The organism is Vibrio sp. Y42_MX_L11 (assembly GCF_024181785.1).
Lineage (GTDB): Bacteria > Pseudomonadota > Gammaproteobacteria > Enterobacterales > Vibrionaceae > Vibrio > Vibrio diabolicus.
This window is the reverse complement of sequence record NZ_JAMZAP010000003.1, coordinates 238,721-253,935: the sequence shown is the minus strand read 5'-3', so window position 1 is coordinate 253,935 and position 15,215 is coordinate 238,721. Positions and strand designations below refer to the sequence as shown.

Here is a 15,215-nt window from a genome sequence, read left to right as displayed (position 1 = left end):
CAACTTGTAAAAGGTTCGTTAGCTTGAATACTAACGAGCCTTTACATTGATAATTAGAGATAACGACTTCGTAAGTGTTCTTTAAAGTAGTTGGCGTTCAGTGTCTCGCCAGTTGCTTGTTTAACTAGCTCATCGGTAGTTAATAAGCTGCCCTTGCTCCAGATCTTCTCTGACAACCAATTACAGATTGGCGACAAGTCACCAGAGCGTATAGCGCCGTCAACATCTACAGTCTTCTTCATAGCGGCCATGAACTGTGCGGCATACATAGCACCTAGTGTATAACTCGGGAAGTAACCGAATGCACCTTGAGTCCAGTGAATGTCTTGTAAGCAGCCGTCTTTGTAGTTATGCACTGTACATTTGCTCTCCGTCCAATGAATGTCCTGCATACAACCGTTTTTGAAATTGCCTTCCGTTGAGAGTCCCAAATACGCTTTCATTTTTTCGTTCCAGAGCTCTGGTACGTCTGTATGCTTGATGGCACCGTTCATAAGATCACGTTCAATCTCATATCGAAGAATAACGTGGGCAGGGTATGTTAATTCGTCCGCATCTACGCGAATAAAGCCTTTCTCTACGCGAGTGTAGATTTTGGCTAGATTGTCTTTTTCAAACTCATCTCCAGAAAAATGCTTGGAAGCCATGTGAGCAAGATGGTCGATAAATGCGTTGTTTCGTCCTATTTGCATTTCAAAGAAGAGCGACTGTGACTCATGAATTCCCATAGAGCGGGCTTGACCAGCTGGTGTTCCTGCTAAATCTTTTGGTAGCCCTTGCTCGTATCGGGCATGGCCAGTTTCGTGGACGATCCCCATCAATGATTGGACAAACTCGCTTTCATCATAACGTGTTGTAATACGCACATCTGTTGGCACACCGCCACAAAATGGATGGACACTTTCATCAAGCCGACCGTGTTCAAAATCGAATTGAAGTAGCTTCATGACTTCCAGTCCCAGCGCTTTTTGTTTTTCCGCAGGGTAGTGCGCAGTTGGCAATAAGATGTTGTCTGATTGCTGTTTTTCAAGCGCTTCGTCTATCAAGGAAGGTAGCCACGTTTTTACGTCAGCAAAAAGCGTGTCTAACGATGCAGACGTTGTGCCTGGTTCATAAATATCAAGCATGGCATCGTAAGGCGCTGTGCCGTTTGCTTCGGCTCTAATTTGCGCTTCTTCTTGCGATAGCTTGACGACTTCTGCCCAGTTCTTTTCAAAGCCAGACCAGTCATTTTCTCCGCGTTGCGTACGCCATGCATGTTCACATTTGGAGCCAGCAAGAGATTTAGCTTGAACTAATGATTCTGGTAGCAAGTTAGCTTGTTGCCATTCACGTTTCATTTCTCGTAGGATGGACTTTTCACTTGCAGATAGCGTCTCTTCTTCTGCCTGAGCGAAAAGCTCGCCCAAGTGTGGCTGAGTCATCAATGAGTGGATGTGTACATCAAGTTCTGCCATAGCATTGGAGCGCGCTTCAGCGCCACCAGATGGCATGACCGCTGCTTGGTCCCAACCTATGATGGCAGAGAGGTGCTCAAAATTTGCCACTTTTTTGGAATGTTCAATGAGTTTTGTAAATGCTTTCATGTGACTACTCTTATTCTTTTGTTCTTTCCCTAAACACCCGATAACGGGTCCTTTACGTCGAGTTGCACGAAACAACCTGCGTTAATTTACTAATAATTAACAATTAATCGTCACTCATTGTCCATAAATTCACCCAGTTGTATAGCTCTCTTAAAAAAGAAGCTTGCGAATCTCGTGGATTGACGGTATTGATGACGGATTAACAATTAATTATCACGATAATATGGATATCTTGAATTTTGAGGCATTTATTATTGCCATCACTATTTTAACGCTAACGCCGGGTTTAGATACGGCCCTTGTTATCCGTAATACCAGTCGCGCGGGTTTAAAAGACGGATGTACAACCAGTTTAGGGATTTGCTTTGGCTTATTTGTGCATGCTTTCTTTTCAGCGGTTGGAATTTCGGCCATTCTGGCGCAATCTGCAGAGTTGTTCCAAATCGTAAAAATGATTGGTGCAGCTTATCTTATTTGGCTTGGTCTGAGCAGTTTAAAAGCCCTGATGGCGTCGAAGAATGGTTTGTCAGTGACTGAGCAGGTTCATGAAGTGTTTAATGGCAAACGCTCTTTTAGAGAGGGCTTTCTTTCTAACGTCTTGAACCCAAAAACGGCAGTTTTCTACTTGGCGTTCTTGCCACAGTTTGTGAATCCAGAAGGTTCTCCTTTGCTTCAATCAATGATGATGGCATCCGTGCACTTTATTATTGCGATGGTTTGGCAGTGTGGTTTGGCTGGCGCACTTAACTCAGCTAAGAGCCTGTTAAAGAATGCGAGCTTTATGAAGTGGATGGAAGGGGCGACGGGCGCTGTCTTAGTCGCACTTGGCGTAAAGTTATTGATTGAAAAGCCCGTGTAATGCGCAATATTTACCACCTTTTGATATTGCTCGTTGTGTTTATTACTGGCGTGGTTGGTGCCATTGTTTGGCAGACATGGCCACAGGTACAGTTTGCGCAACGTGGCATGACCTGGTCTTGGCACTGGGGCTATTTCGAGCCATTTTCCAATGGAATACAACAGACGCGAACTCAAGATACGAAACAGCTGTTACTTCGACGTGTGTATATGAATGACGGTATTGTCGTTTTTGTCTCGACAACAATGGACAATAAATTTGAAGTTGATGTTGTAAAAGAGCAAAGCTGCGAACCTAAAACGACAACTTGGGCTTCAGTATCCGTCAACCATCAACGCATGAGACATGTGCCGATGGTTTGTGATGCACTGGGGCAGAGCTACTTTTATCGCTACATCGGGAAGCATCTTGAATCGATTGAAGTTGGGGTTGGAGATTCGTTTGTAACAGAGGCGTTTTCAGACTGGCCGCTATCAGAGCTGAAGTCGGATCAATTCAAGCAAAAAAATGCGAAGTTTTTTCAAGAACGTGGAGAAAAGGTTGAGCATCAATGGTTGAGAGATTAACCGCTTAACTTAAGATAAAATAAAGCCCGCTGAATACCAGCGGGCTTTATGTTTTTACCATTTCCAATTTACTTTCAGCGATTGACGGTTCATTACTGAACACTTGTCATGTCACTAAGCTTTTACTGCTTCAATTTCATCAGATTGCGATGCTGAGCTAAAGAACAGCTTGGTTTCTGCCAGCACGACGTGACGCAGTGCGATCAAACCGATTAGGTTAGGAATCGCCATCAGACCATTTACGATATCGGCGAGTAGCCAAATCATGTCTAGATGGAGGAACGCGCCTGATGCCACTAAACCAACGAAAATCAGCTTATAAGGAAGCACCGCTTTTGTACCAAAGAGGAACACAACGCAACGCTCACCGTAGTAGTTCCATCCAAGAATGGTTGTGAATGCAAAAAACATCAAACCAATTGACACCAGCATTGGGCCAAATGTATCCGCATTCAAACCTACCGCAAAGGCATGAGTCGTCATTGCTGCACCAGAAAAGTCGCTTTGCCATGCGCCAGTAAGGATCAAGGCTAGGCCCGTCATGGTACAAATAATGATGGTATCAAAGAAGGTACCTGTCATTGAAATCAGGCCTTGTTTCACACAAGAGTCTGTTTTCGCTGCCGCTGCTGCCATAGGCGCGCTACCCAAACCAGATTCGTTTGAGAATACGCCACGAGCGATACCTGATTGGATTGCTAGCATGATACTTGCACCTAAGAAACCGCCGGTCGCTGCTGTTGATGTAAATGCTGAGACCAACACTAATTCAACGGCGTTGACCAATTGGTCTGCATTCATGATGATCACGCTTAAACACGCCAACACGTAAAATACAGCCATGGTAGGAACCACTTTTCCTGCAACGTTAGCAATGGATTTGATGCCACCCAAAGTTACGAAAGCAACCAAAAGAGTCAGTACAAAGGCAGAGAGCTCACGGTCAACACCGAGAGATATCTCACTTGCATCCAGAATCGCGTTTACTTGTGGAAACGTACCAATACCAAAACAAGCAACACCCAAAGCAAACACTGCAAACATGATCGCGAGGGCTTTTGAGCCAACACCGTATTGCAGATAGTACATCGGGCCACCAATCATTTGGCCTTTATCATCTACTCTTCGGTATTTAACCGCTAACAAACATTCGGCGTATTTAGTCGCCATTCCGAAAAGGGCGGCGAGCCACATCCAGAATAGGGCACCTGGTCCACCAAGTTTGATCGCGGTGGCAACACCAACAATGTTACCAGTACCAATCGTTGCTGAGAGCGCAGTACAAAGTGCTGCAAAGCTAGAAACGTCACCTTGTTTATCAGATGACTTATCTTTACTGAATACCATCGCTAGCGCTGTTGGGAGATGTTTAAACTGGATCAAGCCGAGGCTAAAAGTGAAGTAAACACCGGTACCCACTAGCAAAATAAGCAGTGGTGGACCCCAGACAAAATTATCGATGGTTTGTAGTAAAGATTGTAGGTCGTTCATGATTTCCCCTTAATAAAACAACTAATAAGGAGAAGAGGGAAAGGACGAGATCAACGATCTCTAAAAGAACTAAGCTATTGGTTGTAGGCGGGAAGGCCAAGCAAAATAGTTAGGTTGTAACTTTCCACTCCTCTGTCCTTTTGCCTGAGAGTTTCACCTTGCGTGAGTGCAAGACTTGCTCCTTCGGCGACCGATTTAACGGTTCTCTCCAGAGGTTCCTCCAACTACAGTCCCCGCTACCTAGGTAGCACCTGAAATAGTTAATTCTTCGGCGAGTTATGCTAATCAAATGTTACAATTTGATTAATAACCACTCTCCTGCAGTCTTCATCGGAACAATTACTCAATTAAATGAGTAAAGGTTAGTTAATGATGCTGGTCATCATTAACGTGTGAACTCTATCATGTTTTTGGTCCATTTCAACACCCTATATCAATTTATTTTCAACGAAATAACCCCACTTATTTTCACGAAGCTATGTTTACCAAGTTTTTTGTGTGAGCTACTGCATAAACAAAACTCATTGGGCTAGGGAATAGAACCAAGAACACACTTCAGAACGATAAATATGTTTCGATTATTACGGTATAAGTTATTCAATTGAGAACACAAATTTGATTAAAATCGAAGCACTTATTTTAAAATCTACGCTAAGTTGACCTTATGGGGCGTATAAATGAGTTACAATAAATCTTTGTGAAACCGTCTATGGACCTAGGCAGTTTTTCATAAGTGGACAAGGAGGCGGTATGACCAGATTATTAGCCATTGCGGTGTTGATTGCAGTAGCATTTGTGCTGTTTCGTTATCGAACCAATGAAAAAGTCCAAAAAGCGACCGTTATAACATTAATTGGCGCCTTTCTGATTTATACAGCATCGATTATGTTTGCGGAATTGATCCGCTAGCAAAGTAAAAGAGTCCTTGGAGTAGTATACGGTGAGTTCTCAGAACAAGATGGAAGAACAAGACGACGTTGTTGTCATTGAAGAGCGTGACAAACGTACTCATATCTATATCGCGATTGCTGCGGTATTAGGCTTGGCATTTGGTGGCCTTGTTGGTTCGATTGTCACTGCGAACAAGTGGGAATCGACTTATCATGTGCTAGAAGAAAAATACCAAGCGTTGACGCAAGATAAAACGCAGTTGGTGTCTCAAGTAAAAGTGCGCGAAGAAGCGCTCGACCAAGAAATACAAGATAAAGTCACTGAACTGCTCGCTGCGAAAGATGAAGCGCACGAGAAAGCGCTTAAGAAGTTACAAAAGCAATTGACTGAGGTCGAGAAAGTTAACCTGTCGCTAGAGTCTCAATTGAAACAACAGGCAGATAAGATCAACACGACAAAGTCAGAAAATGAGAAGCTGAGTCGTCAAGCGGATATGCAAGCGACTATCTTTGAACGATCGCGCGAGGTGTTTCAAAAAGAGCTGAAAATTTCGCAAGAATTGGAGTCTCTAGAGAAAGAAAGGGCGAAATTATTGCCTAAGATCGAGAAACTCAAAAAAGAGTGTGATGTATTTTTGGAAGGTAAATCTTGGGACGTGAAATCGGACGCGTGTGATAAACACGATGAAGCCAATTCACGACTAAGTCAGGTCGATCAAATGATTGAAGTTTATAAAATGGATCTCAAGCAAATCAAAGCAATAACTGAAGATATCGGCCTCTAGATCTTTTATACCTGATTTTGGAAAGTAAAAGGAGCTCTTTAAGAGCTCCTTTTTCGTTGCTAGCTTTAAACTCGGGAGCTAACGTTTATTCTTAGATACGCGAGGCGTCATAGCCTGAAGCAAGCAGCAATTCTCGCTCATGTTTAATCAGTTGGGCGCGATCTTCAATCAGCTCATTGAGAGCTAGTGAGGGCTTGCCTGCTAAAGCCTTGAACGACTCAAAAGATTCCGCGGTGTCGATTTTATCAATCATCTGACTGATGACATTACGAGCCTCACACGGGTTACTCGTAGTGGTAAAGTATTCCACTTGCTTTGCTGCCGATTTCATCTCTGTCAACAGCTCAAGTGGGCTGCTCTCTTTTGCTACCGCCATGTAGTTATCCAGCACGCGCTTTGCGTAAAGCAGTTCTTTGAGGGGGATATCTCTTCCACTCTCGATTAGAGATTCGCTAAGGATCATACTTGAGCTCATGGGCATTCCTTCTTATATACAACGCAGCTTTTGATGTTTCCCTGAGTCTAATTTATTGAAGTCACATTGGGAATGGGTAAAAAGCATTTTTAACGCATTTTTATTCATTAATGAAAACGCGAATGCGATGTTTATCCGGATCGGTAGCCACAAAATTTAAGCCATACACCGAAGTCCTTGGTGGTTGAGCAAACTCAACGCCCATGTTTTTCCAACTGTTGTAAACGTGCTCTAACGTATGGCGGTTGCGCACTGCAAATGATAACTCGGTGCCACCACCTTTGATGTCGCTGGAAGGGGAAAGAACATCACTTTGCTTGAGTGTCAGTTTTAAGCCATTTGCGAGTGGCATAGAAGCAAATGTTGGAGACAAAAACGTGACCTCACAATCAAACAGTTTCGAGTAAAAAGCTTGGCTTACGTGGATGTCCTCAACATAGAGGACGAATGAATTGATAGTTAGCATGGTCTGTTTCTCAATTTACTAGAAGTATGAGGTTGAATCTAACGGAAGGGTAAGACAGGCTTTGTCAGTAGAAGATTCGAAGGAGAGTGTAAGAATAAAGAAAAGGAGCCATTTGGCTCCTTTTTAACTGAATCAGCGGATATTAGTTGGTACGTTTCGAAGCGTACCAGTTGTTTTGATACGCCTTAGATGCAAACAATGCGTTTGCTTTTGCGCGTTCAATAACGGATTCATCGACTTCTAGCGGTTTCATGGTTTGGCTTTCAAAGTCGTATTCCATGGTCGACACTTTTTCACCAGGAGAAAGCACAACTAGGTTGCCACGCGTTAAATAACCAAAGTTTTTGTCGTATTGCATCATTGCGCGTTCATCTTCGCGAGCCAGTGGTTTCGTTAAATCACGACCAATCATCGGCGTTTTGGCGTCTACGCCAATAAGAGACAACAGCGTAGGCGGCATATCTATGTTGTTTGCGATACGGTCATCTTTACGTGGTTGAATGTCTTTACCAATGATCAAGGCAGGAATGTGGAAATGCTTAACCGGAACCAAGTTAGCGCCAGACACGCGGGCATCGTGGTCTGCAATGACAATGAAAATAGTATCATCCCAGTAGGATGAGTTTTTCGCCTTTTCAAAGAACGTACCCAAAGCGTAATCTGAATATTTCACCGCGTTGTTACGCGTCATGTGTTCGGAATCGTATGGCTCAATTTTACCTTTCGGATACTCATAAGGACTGTGATTGCTTGACGTAAAAACTAAGCTGAAAAAAGGTTTGTCGCTTTTTGAAAGACGTTCAAACTCTTCGTCTGCTTTGTTGTATAAATCTTCATCACTGACCCCCCAAGAGCCAACAAAGCTTGGGTTATTGTAATCATCTTCTTCGACGATTTGATCAAAACCATTACCGAAGAAGAAGGTTTTCATGTTATCGAAGTTTGCTTCACCGCCATAAATAAATTGCGTGTGATAGCCTTGTGCTTTGAGTAAGTCTGCGATGGTAAAGAAGCCTGTTTGGCTTTTGCTTAGTTTCACCACTGCGCGAGAAGGGGATGGTGGAAAACCCGTGGTTACGGCTTCGATACCACGAACAGAACGAGTACCCGTTGCGTACATTTGCGTGAACTGCCAACCTTCAGCCATGAGTTCATCCAGGTTTGGCGTAAGAGGCAGACCACCCAAAGAACCCACAAATTGCGCTCCTAAGCTCTCTTGTAGCAAGATCACTAAGTTCTTACGTTTACCATGGTAAGTCGCGGGGTTACTGTTCATGGTTGGAAGCAATGTTGGATCAAAGTCGGACTTTTTTGACGAAGCGCGAACTAGCTCCAGCATCTTTTGATTATCCATCTTGCCGTAGAACTGCTCTGCGCTTTTTTCTGACTTCATGCTGTTGACAGCAAACAGCAGTGAGTAAGATGAGTTTAATGCTAAGTCGTTAAGCAGTGGATCGTTAGAAAACGCCACCATGGCTGGGTTTAGTGGGCGGTGGCCTAAAGACGAGCGTGCGCCTGCAACACCAAGAAGCACAACAAAAATGGCTAATAGTGGGCGCCATTTCCAGTTGATCTGCTGTGCATTGTCGGTCAGTTTTTTGCTCCACTTCCAACCCAAAACTAGAGTTAATGCCGTGCCTAACGCGCCAATAAACAGCTCTAGCTTATAGCCAGTCCAAAGCATGCCCATGACCTCTTTCGGATAGATAAGGTATTCCACAAACAGACGGTTTGGGCGTAGGTCATATTCTTGAATGAATGGTGCCGTTGCCAGTTCCATGTACACGAGAATCCAAAGCCCTAAAACCATCCATATGCGCAATATCCATTTCCAGTATTGCCCAATCTTGCCGTTTAATGGCATTAGGGCTGAAAGCAGTGCAGGGAGGATGAATAACCAGCACAATGTTGCAATGTCTACGCGTAAGCCTTGGCCTAGGATGTAAATTAAGTCGTTGAAAGAGTCAATTCGATCAAGTTGCCAAAAGGCGAGCAAAACGCGTGAGATAGACAAAAATATAAGTGAAAACAAAGAAAAAGCAGCAATTGGCTGCAAAGGCCCCCACACAGAGCCCTTAGATAAGTTTTTCATATTTATTCGAATAGTTTAATTGTTATGTTGTGTTGTTTTTAACAAAGCAAGCGTGAAATAAACGTGAATTATAATGTGGGTTTATGGTCGAGTAGTGTAAGTGTTGGTATGTCTATGTAAGTGTGGAATGAAGCTCATGTTCGGCTGGAACATAAATTAAACAGGTTATGGTCTGTATCGCTTTTGTTAGCACTTTGGGAAAGTGACGACAAACGTATTCCTACTATTTTCTCTGGGAATGAGCTCAAGTGTTGCACGGTGTAGTGCTGTAATGTCTTTGCAAATTGACATCCCTAAACCCGCACCGTCGCCATGTTCGGAATGACCCCGATAAAACTGTTCGAAGATTCTTTCACGAGTTTCTTTCGGGATTTCTGGACCAGTATCGGAAATTAAGACTTTGATTGTATTATTGTTCTCAGTGAGGCTGACTTGTATGTCACTGTGCTCGCCGGAGTAACGAATCGCATTATCGACGAGGTTACGAAATAACACCTCTAACAACATTCGATCACCGGATATAGCGATGTTGGAAGATGATAAACTGATGTCTTGCTTCTGCTTCAATGCTAACGGTGCCAAATCAGCAACAACGGTTTGCAACAAAGGGGTTAGCTCAACGGTGTCGAATACACGTTCTGATAAGCTATCTACTTTAGCTAAAGTCAGTAGCTGATGGATAAGGCGGTCAGTGCGTTTAATGCCTTGCAGAATGTTGTGTAAATCTCCTCTCAGTTGCTCCGGATCATTACTTTCAAGTGCATTTTCTACGTTAAGACGAAGGATTGTTAGTGGGGTTTTTAGTTCATGCGCTGCAGCACGTGTAAAGCGTTTCTCTCTTTGCCAGGCTAACTCTAGTTCAGAGAGGAGAGAGTTGAGCGAATCGACAAGTGGTGCGAGTTCAACGGTGTTGTCTTTTACATGAATGCGATCTAATCGGTGTACGTTTCTTTGTGTGATGGCGGTGCGCAGGTCGTTAATCGGTCGGAAGTGTTTATCGATCAACCAAAACAGCAAAAGCAACAAAGTTGGTAGTATCAGCAATTGTTCTATTGATGTGGATAGGGCAATTTCGTGGATGATCTCTTTACGTATCTTGTATTTTTCTGCAACCACGACGTATTCATTATCATGTTTTGTTTGTGGTAGTGAAATCTGAAATGTACGCCATTGTGTAGCGTCTTTTACGATATCAGCGTAGCCGTTATTATCAAAGGACGTAGAGAGTGCGTGCAAGCTTTGATCAGAGCTCCAGATTAGTGTGTTGTCTCGATAGAATTGGAAAACCAAGTTTTGTTCATAAGGGTGGCCGAACTTTGTGACATTGTCATCGTCAGACTTTGATATTGACTCAATGTTTTCCATCCACTCATTAAATAACTCTCGATGGTTAGCGAGAGTCCTCTCTTCCGTTGAAATTGAGAGCGTCAGCAACATTAATTTTGCGGATTGTCCAAGCCTAGCGTCATAAACTTCTTCGACCTCGTGCTTCGCAGATTGGAAACTGAAATAAAGTGAGATGAGTAAGAGAACACTTACCAACACGCCGACTGATAGAGTTAACTGACGTTTGATCGAGTACGATTTCTTATCTTTCAAGAATGTACCCCACACCGCGAATATTTTTAATGACCACTTTGGGCGCTTTTTTACGCAAATTGTGAATATGAACTTCGATAGCGTTGTCGCTTGAACCTTCATCCCAGCCGTGTAGTGATTGTTGCAATTGCTCCTTACTTTGCACGCGTCCGGCGTTCGTCATCAAACTGGTGAGGATTTTAAATTCATTGCGTGTGAGTTTAAGCGGCGCGTCATCGTAGCGAATGCTTTGTTCCGATAAGGATAAAGATAACTGTCCAACTTGAATGATTTCTTCTGCACTACCGGATTGACGGCGAATCAACACACGCAAGCGAGCGAGCAACTCTTCGAGTGCAAACGGTTTTCCGAGGTAGTCATCTGCGCCGCCGTCGAGGCCTTGAACGCGATCGCGAATGTCGTCTCGTGCGGTAAGTATCATCACTGGGAGCTTAAATCCGCCTTTGCGAATATTACGCAGAACTTCCAATCCATCGATATCGGGGAGAGTGAGATCCAAAATCACGGCAGTGAACGCTTCTGTTTTGAGTGCGCTAGTCACGCCAGACCCTTTTTCCACCCAATCCACGGTGTACCCATGGCGACTTAATGAAGTCACCATGGATTGACCGAGTAGTTTGTCATCTTCTACGAGTAATAAGCGCATGGTTTATTTCAGTCTCCCAAGAGTCGCTTCAATTTCCAGTTTTCGACCTTTATCCGCCAAAGGTCGGTCAGGGCGAGGTGACGCCTGCATTGCGCGAGTAAAATACACTTTCGCTTCCTTGTCTCGACCTTCTTCTGCAAGGAAGTCTCCATAAAAATAGTTCGGATCGATGCCTTTTGGATTGATCTCTAACGCTTTTTTCAACATTTCTTCGGCTTTATCGTCATCACCAAAGCCAATTGGCCACCCCGGAACTTTGTAATACAAAGAACCTAAACTGGTGTATGCAGAGCCATCAAGCGTTTGCGGAGACGTTGCAATTACCCCTTCGAGTAAAGATTTGGCTTCTTTGGCGAGTGATAGTGCACCTAAGCCACCTTGAGCACCAGCCAGCGATGCTTTATTGATTGCCAGCCAAACAGTGAGTTCGGGATTGCCGGGTTCTCTGTCGAGATAAATACTGGTTTTGGCAATCGCGCGATGGAAGCATTGTTCCTTTTCGTCATCGTCAGGCGTGCTGTACTGACATTCCGCCCATTTCTTTTGAACCTGTTGCAGTGGAGCATTACCTGCCAACGCAGCGGTCGAAGCTAACGTTGAACAAATCGTCAAAGCGCAAAGTAGTTGTTTGGTATTCATCGTCCATGTCCTCTTCAGTGACTGACTCGGTTTACGTACTGGTGAATGGTTTCTTGTTGCTTACGAATCGCAGAAGAAACCACACTTGGAAGCAATTGATTGATGCGAGCAAAAAGCTTTTCTGGCCAACCAATCCATTTCGCGGAAATTTCTTTTTCCAACATGGTGACAACGTGATCGGCTACAACTTGCGGCGAGTCCGTTTTGTTACCCAGTTGTCGATTCATTTCATTGACGGCATCGCTATTGAGTGAGGTTTCTGTCGCTCTTGGTGCCAAATACAGCGCACTGATTCCGGTTGCGAACAGCTCTCTGTCGAGCGATTCGGTAAACCGGTGCAATCCCGCTTTTGCCGCGCAATAGGAGGTATAGCCAGGGTAGCCAATTGAGCCGAATGTTGAACCAATATTGAGAATCACCCCAGGCTGTTTTAACCACGTTAACGCCGACTGGCACAGCAGCATCGGCGCGACGAGATTGAGTTGGATTTCGTCTGCAATCTGCGTTGGTCGTTTGTGGCTTAACAACGAGAAATCGTTGCTACCCGCATTGTTAATCAGTGCGTCCACTTTTTGATGTTGACGCGCTCGATCTTTAATCGTTGTTAATCCTTCTGATGAGGTGATGTCTGCAACGACTACGTCATGACGTTCTGGATTTGACAGTTCACGCTGTAGTGCTTGCAAGCTTTCTTCGTTTCGTCCAACAAGAATGAGGCTGACACCGCGCTTTGCTAACTCTTGCGCGATGGCTTGCCCAATTCCACCCGTTGCGCCTGTCAGGAGAATGGTGCTGTTGTTAATGTTCATGCCTCACCTCACGCCGCTTGTTGGGTTGAGAAGGAAGGCAAAGAGCGCAGCATTTGTCCGTACAATGCGAACACCATTCTTGCGGAGTCGATGATGACTTGTTGATCTTCCACTTTGGTGATTTTGTTCATCAGTGATTCAAAAAATTGCAGATGATCTTGGTCTAACACGCTGTGTGAAATTAGGTAAGTCATTGCTGAAGGCGGTAGGCTTAGCGTTGACTGGATTTTTTCTGCCATTTGGCCACCAATGCCGACGCTGGTGCCTTCTAATACCCACACCATGCCAAACAGCGCGAGTGGGTTGTGGCGGTCAATGTTGTGGTAAAGGTAGGAAACCATCAATTCAATCGGCGCACCAACTTGGCCTACATCTTTGTTGTTGCGCACTGCTTCGGCATCGCCGCCGCACGCTTTGATGTCATTTAAAATCCATTCTTGATGGCCTTTCTCTTCCTCGATGTACTCGGCAATGGCATCTCGTACCCATTCGTATTCGCCAGATAGTCTGCCTCCACACGCCATCAGCAAGGGAACAGTGTGCTTAACGTGATGGTAAGCTTGGGTTAGAAAGGCGATATACATATCTTTGGAAATGTTGCCTTGTTGAACGTCTGCGATGACTGGCGCAGTTAACATTGCTTGTTGAGCAGCGGTAGTGCTTTGTTTGAGTTGTTCGAAAAATAAAGTCATAACCTTCTCCTTAAGAAGCCGTTAACTAAGATGCAGTTTGGAAAGACGTAATGTGTTGCTGGAAGGGCAAAGCGATGCGTTGGATCTTTTGCGCTTGCAGCGTTAATTCAGGCGTTGTGCTCGCTAATAACTGAGCCACATCATGTTCGATTTGATTTCGTTTGAGCTTGCCGTTATCCGTGTACCAACCAGAGATGGCTCGTGGGTTGTCCAGCAGCAATAAGGTTCGGATTTGAGCATAATCGGGTAGGGTTCGGTTTAATGCATGAACCTTTGCTTCGACGTCTTCGCTATTGGCAATGACAGCACATAATGTTTGTTGGCTTTCGCCTGTAACGATCAGTGGCGTCATCGGAAAAAACGCCAACGCTTCTGATTCAATCCACTCCGGTGAGACATTTCTGCCATACGCGGTGACAATAAGGTTTTTCTTGCGCCCCGAGAGAGTGACAAAACCTTGTGCGTCAATTTGGGCTAAGTCGCCAGTCGCTAACCATTCTTGAGTAAACGGTTCATTCAAATAACCAAGAGCAACGTTGCCTTTGACGAGCAGTTCACCATCTTCCGCGATACGAATCTGAGCGTGGGGAAGCGGTTTGCCACACGTTCCTGCTTTAAATGTGGCTGGTGTATTCAAACAAACGACGGAGCCACATTCAGACAAGCCATAACCTTCAAACGCAGGGATGTTCAGCGCATGCGCGGTGTTAATCAGTTGCGACGACACTCTTGCGCCGCCAACGGCGACAAATTTTAGAGAATCCACAAGAGAGGGCTGCTGTTTCGCGATGTGAATGAGCGCAAGCAATAAAGCTGGTGTTAGCACTAAGCTTTCTGGTTTGATGGTCACTAATGCTTGTGCAAACAAACGCGGTTCGAATTGGCTTGAACCGAGTAGGCCGGTTTGCTCTCCGGGTAAAATATATGACGTCACGCCCAACATGAGTGGTACATAAACACCGGTTATGTTTTCGAGAAGCGTCGATAACGGAAGCAGCACTAAGTGCGAGTGCGCCGCGCTGTTTACTGCATCGGCGAGCGACTTCGCCACCAAACACAAATGATCATTGCTTAAACACACGCCTTTAGGCTGACCAGTCGAGCCAGACGTAAATGTGATTTTTCCGGTTTCTGGTAGATAAGCTACCTGTGTACCTTCATCTCCCAACTGGTTACGACGCAGCAAAGGCAAATTTGCAATGGAAAACGGATGGTCTTGCTGGTTAAAGCTTTGCTTAGGATGAGAAGCCAACCATGCTTGCCAATCGCCAACTAAAGCATCGACGCCTGATTGCTCTAACGTATGTTCAACTTGTGCATCAGAGAAAAAAGTCGGAATAGGTACGACGACTATGTCTGCCGCCATCGCCGCCAAATCAACAATGGCCCAATCGATGCTGTTTTCTGCGCGTAGCGCGAGTGCTTTGATGTTCTGTGCAATAAGCTCGGCGGCAACGAGTTCGATCTTGTTTAACAATTCAGAGTAAGTCAGTTCAACGGTTTGATTCGCTTCGTAGCCGACAAGTGCTACTCGATCTGGTGTCGTTTTTGCCCATTTTGTAATGGCATCGAGGAGAATATTCATACATCACCTATATTCTGGCGTTGTGTTTAACCAAG

15 protein-coding genes and 1 riboswitch are annotated in these 15,215 nt (G+C 44.7%); of the genes, 4 read left to right on the top strand and 11 right to left on the bottom strand.

Annotated features, from left to right (window positions below):
- Window positions 1–53 precede the first annotated feature (53 nt).
- Window positions 54–1,586 carry a carboxypeptidase M32 gene (locus NL643_RS04840; RefSeq protein WP_253644004.1) on the bottom strand — a complete coding sequence of 511 codons (1,533 nt, stop codon included), beginning with the start codon at window positions 1,584–1,586 and terminating at the stop codon, window positions 54–56.
- 223 nt (window positions 1,587–1,809) lie between these two features.
- Between NL643_RS04840 and NL643_RS04835 the strand changes: the two genes are divergently transcribed.
- Window positions 1,810–2,445 (top strand): LysE family translocator, encoded by a 636-nt coding sequence (locus NL643_RS04835; RefSeq protein ID WP_047008704.1) that lies wholly within the window; start codon window positions 1,810–1,812, stop codon window positions 2,443–2,445.
- Complete coding sequence (locus NL643_RS04830) at window positions 2,445–3,011, top strand: hypothetical protein (RefSeq protein ID WP_005393418.1); 567 nt, start codon at window positions 2,445–2,447, stop codon at window positions 3,009–3,011. Before NL643_RS04835 ends, NL643_RS04830 begins: the two co-directional genes overlap by 1 nt.
- Window positions 3,012–3,125: 114 nt before the next feature.
- Here the strand turns inward: NL643_RS04830 and NL643_RS04825 are convergent, their stop codons facing one another.
- Window positions 3,126–4,502: a sodium:alanine symporter family protein gene (locus tag NL643_RS04825; RefSeq protein ID WP_065646787.1), complete on the bottom strand. Its 1,377-nt coding sequence runs from the start codon at window positions 4,500–4,502 to the stop codon at window positions 3,126–3,128.
- Window positions 4,503–4,624: 122 nt separating this feature from the next.
- A riboswitch (glycine riboswitch) is annotated at window positions 4,625–4,724 on the bottom strand.
- 528 nt (window positions 4,725–5,252) lie between these two features.
- Here NL643_RS04825 and NL643_RS04820 point away from each other — a divergent pair.
- On the top strand, window positions 5,253–5,411 hold the full coding sequence (locus NL643_RS04820; RefSeq protein WP_005377784.1) for a hypothetical protein: 159 nt from the start codon (window positions 5,253–5,255) through the stop codon (window positions 5,409–5,411).
- 31 nt (window positions 5,412–5,442) lie between these two features.
- On the top strand, window positions 5,443–6,177 hold the full coding sequence (locus NL643_RS04815; RefSeq protein ID WP_046874891.1) for a hypothetical protein: 735 nt from the start codon (window positions 5,443–5,445) through the stop codon (window positions 6,175–6,177).
- Between the two features lie 91 nt (window positions 6,178–6,268).
- On the opposite strand, the gene NL643_RS04810 is transcribed toward NL643_RS04815, so the two are convergent.
- From NL643_RS04810 to NL643_RS04770, 9 genes are all read right to left on the bottom strand, one after another.
- Window positions 6,269–6,652 carry a hypothetical protein gene (locus NL643_RS04810; RefSeq protein WP_005393414.1) on the bottom strand — a complete coding sequence of 128 codons (384 nt, stop codon included), beginning with the start codon at window positions 6,650–6,652 and terminating at the stop codon, window positions 6,269–6,271.
- 100 nt (window positions 6,653–6,752) lie between these two features.
- On the bottom strand, window positions 6,753–7,118 hold the full coding sequence (locus NL643_RS04805; protein ID WP_253644003.1) for a VOC family protein: 366 nt from the start codon (window positions 7,116–7,118) through the stop codon (window positions 6,753–6,755).
- Window positions 7,119–7,260: 142 nt separating this feature from the next.
- Window positions 7,261–9,210, bottom strand: a complete 1,950-nt coding sequence (locus NL643_RS04800) for an LTA synthase family protein (protein ID WP_253644002.1) — start codon at window positions 9,208–9,210, stop codon at window positions 7,261–7,263.
- 186 nt (window positions 9,211–9,396) lie between these two features.
- Window positions 9,397–10,809 carry a HAMP domain-containing sensor histidine kinase gene (locus NL643_RS04795; protein WP_243327229.1) on the bottom strand — a complete coding sequence of 471 codons (1,413 nt, stop codon included), beginning with the start codon at window positions 10,807–10,809 and terminating at the stop codon, window positions 9,397–9,399.
- Complete coding sequence (locus NL643_RS04790; protein ID WP_005393404.1) at window positions 10,799–11,455, bottom strand: response regulator; 657 nt, start codon at window positions 11,453–11,455, stop codon at window positions 10,799–10,801. The genes NL643_RS04795 and NL643_RS04790 overlap by 11 nt, the downstream gene beginning before the upstream one ends.
- A gap of 3 nt (window positions 11,456–11,458) precedes the next feature.
- Entirely contained in the window at window positions 11,459–12,094 is a 636-nt protein-coding gene (locus tag NL643_RS04785) for a hypothetical protein (protein WP_253644001.1), read from the bottom strand.
- Between the two features lie 14 nt (window positions 12,095–12,108).
- Window positions 12,109–12,903 (bottom strand): SDR family oxidoreductase, encoded by a 795-nt coding sequence (locus NL643_RS04780; RefSeq protein ID WP_253644000.1) that lies wholly within the window; start codon window positions 12,901–12,903, stop codon window positions 12,109–12,111.
- An 8-nt stretch (window positions 12,904–12,911) separates the two neighbouring features.
- Complete coding sequence (locus tag NL643_RS04775; RefSeq protein WP_164666126.1) at window positions 12,912–13,595, bottom strand: TenA family transcriptional regulator; 684 nt, start codon at window positions 13,593–13,595, stop codon at window positions 12,912–12,914.
- 25 nt (window positions 13,596–13,620) lie between these two features.
- On the bottom strand, window positions 13,621–15,180 hold the full coding sequence (locus NL643_RS04770; protein WP_253643999.1) for an AMP-binding protein: 1,560 nt from the start codon (window positions 15,178–15,180) through the stop codon (window positions 13,621–13,623).
- Window positions 15,181–15,215: the final 35 nt, after the last annotated feature.

Bases quoted from the DNA above. Each gene is read 5' to 3' on its own strand.
- NL643_RS04810 (WP_005393414.1), bottom strand. From the start codon at position 6,652: ATGAGCTCAAGTATGATCCTTAGCGAATCTCTAATCGAGAGTGGAAGA.
- NL643_RS04800 (WP_253644002.1), bottom strand. From the start codon at position 9,210: ATGAAAAACTTATCTAAGGGCTCTGTGTGGGGGCCTTTGCAGCCAATT.
- NL643_RS04790 (WP_005393404.1), bottom strand. From the start codon at position 11,455: ATGCGCTTATTACTCGTAGAAGATGACAAACTACTCGGTCAATCCATG.
- NL643_RS04785 (WP_253644001.1), bottom strand. From the start codon at position 12,094: ATGAATACCAAACAACTACTTTGCGCTTTGACGATTTGTTCAACGTTA.
- NL643_RS04775 (WP_164666126.1), bottom strand. From the start codon at position 13,595: ATGACTTTATTTTTCGAACAACTCAAACAAAGCACTACCGCTGCTCAA.
- NL643_RS04805 (WP_253644003.1), bottom strand. From the start codon at position 7,118: ATGCTAACTATCAATTCATTCGTCCTCTATGTTGAGGACATCCACGTA.
- NL643_RS04780 (WP_253644000.1), bottom strand. From the start codon at position 12,903: ATGAACATTAACAACAGCACCATTCTCCTGACAGGCGCAACGGGTGGA.
- NL643_RS04770 (WP_253643999.1), bottom strand. From the start codon at position 15,180: ATGAATATTCTCCTCGATGCCATTACAAAATGGGCAAAAACGACACCA.
- NL643_RS04820 (WP_005377784.1), top strand. From the start codon at position 5,253: ATGACCAGATTATTAGCCATTGCGGTGTTGATTGCAGTAGCATTTGTG.
- NL643_RS04825 (WP_065646787.1), bottom strand. From the start codon at position 4,502: ATGAACGACCTACAATCTTTACTACAAACCATCGATAATTTTGTCTGG.
- NL643_RS04830 (WP_005393418.1), top strand. From the start codon at position 2,445: ATGCGCAATATTTACCACCTTTTGATATTGCTCGTTGTGTTTATTACT.
- NL643_RS04835 (WP_047008704.1), top strand. From the start codon at position 1,810: ATGGATATCTTGAATTTTGAGGCATTTATTATTGCCATCACTATTTTA.
- NL643_RS04840 (WP_253644004.1), bottom strand. From the start codon at position 1,586: ATGAAAGCATTTACAAAACTCATTGAACATTCCAAAAAAGTGGCAAAT.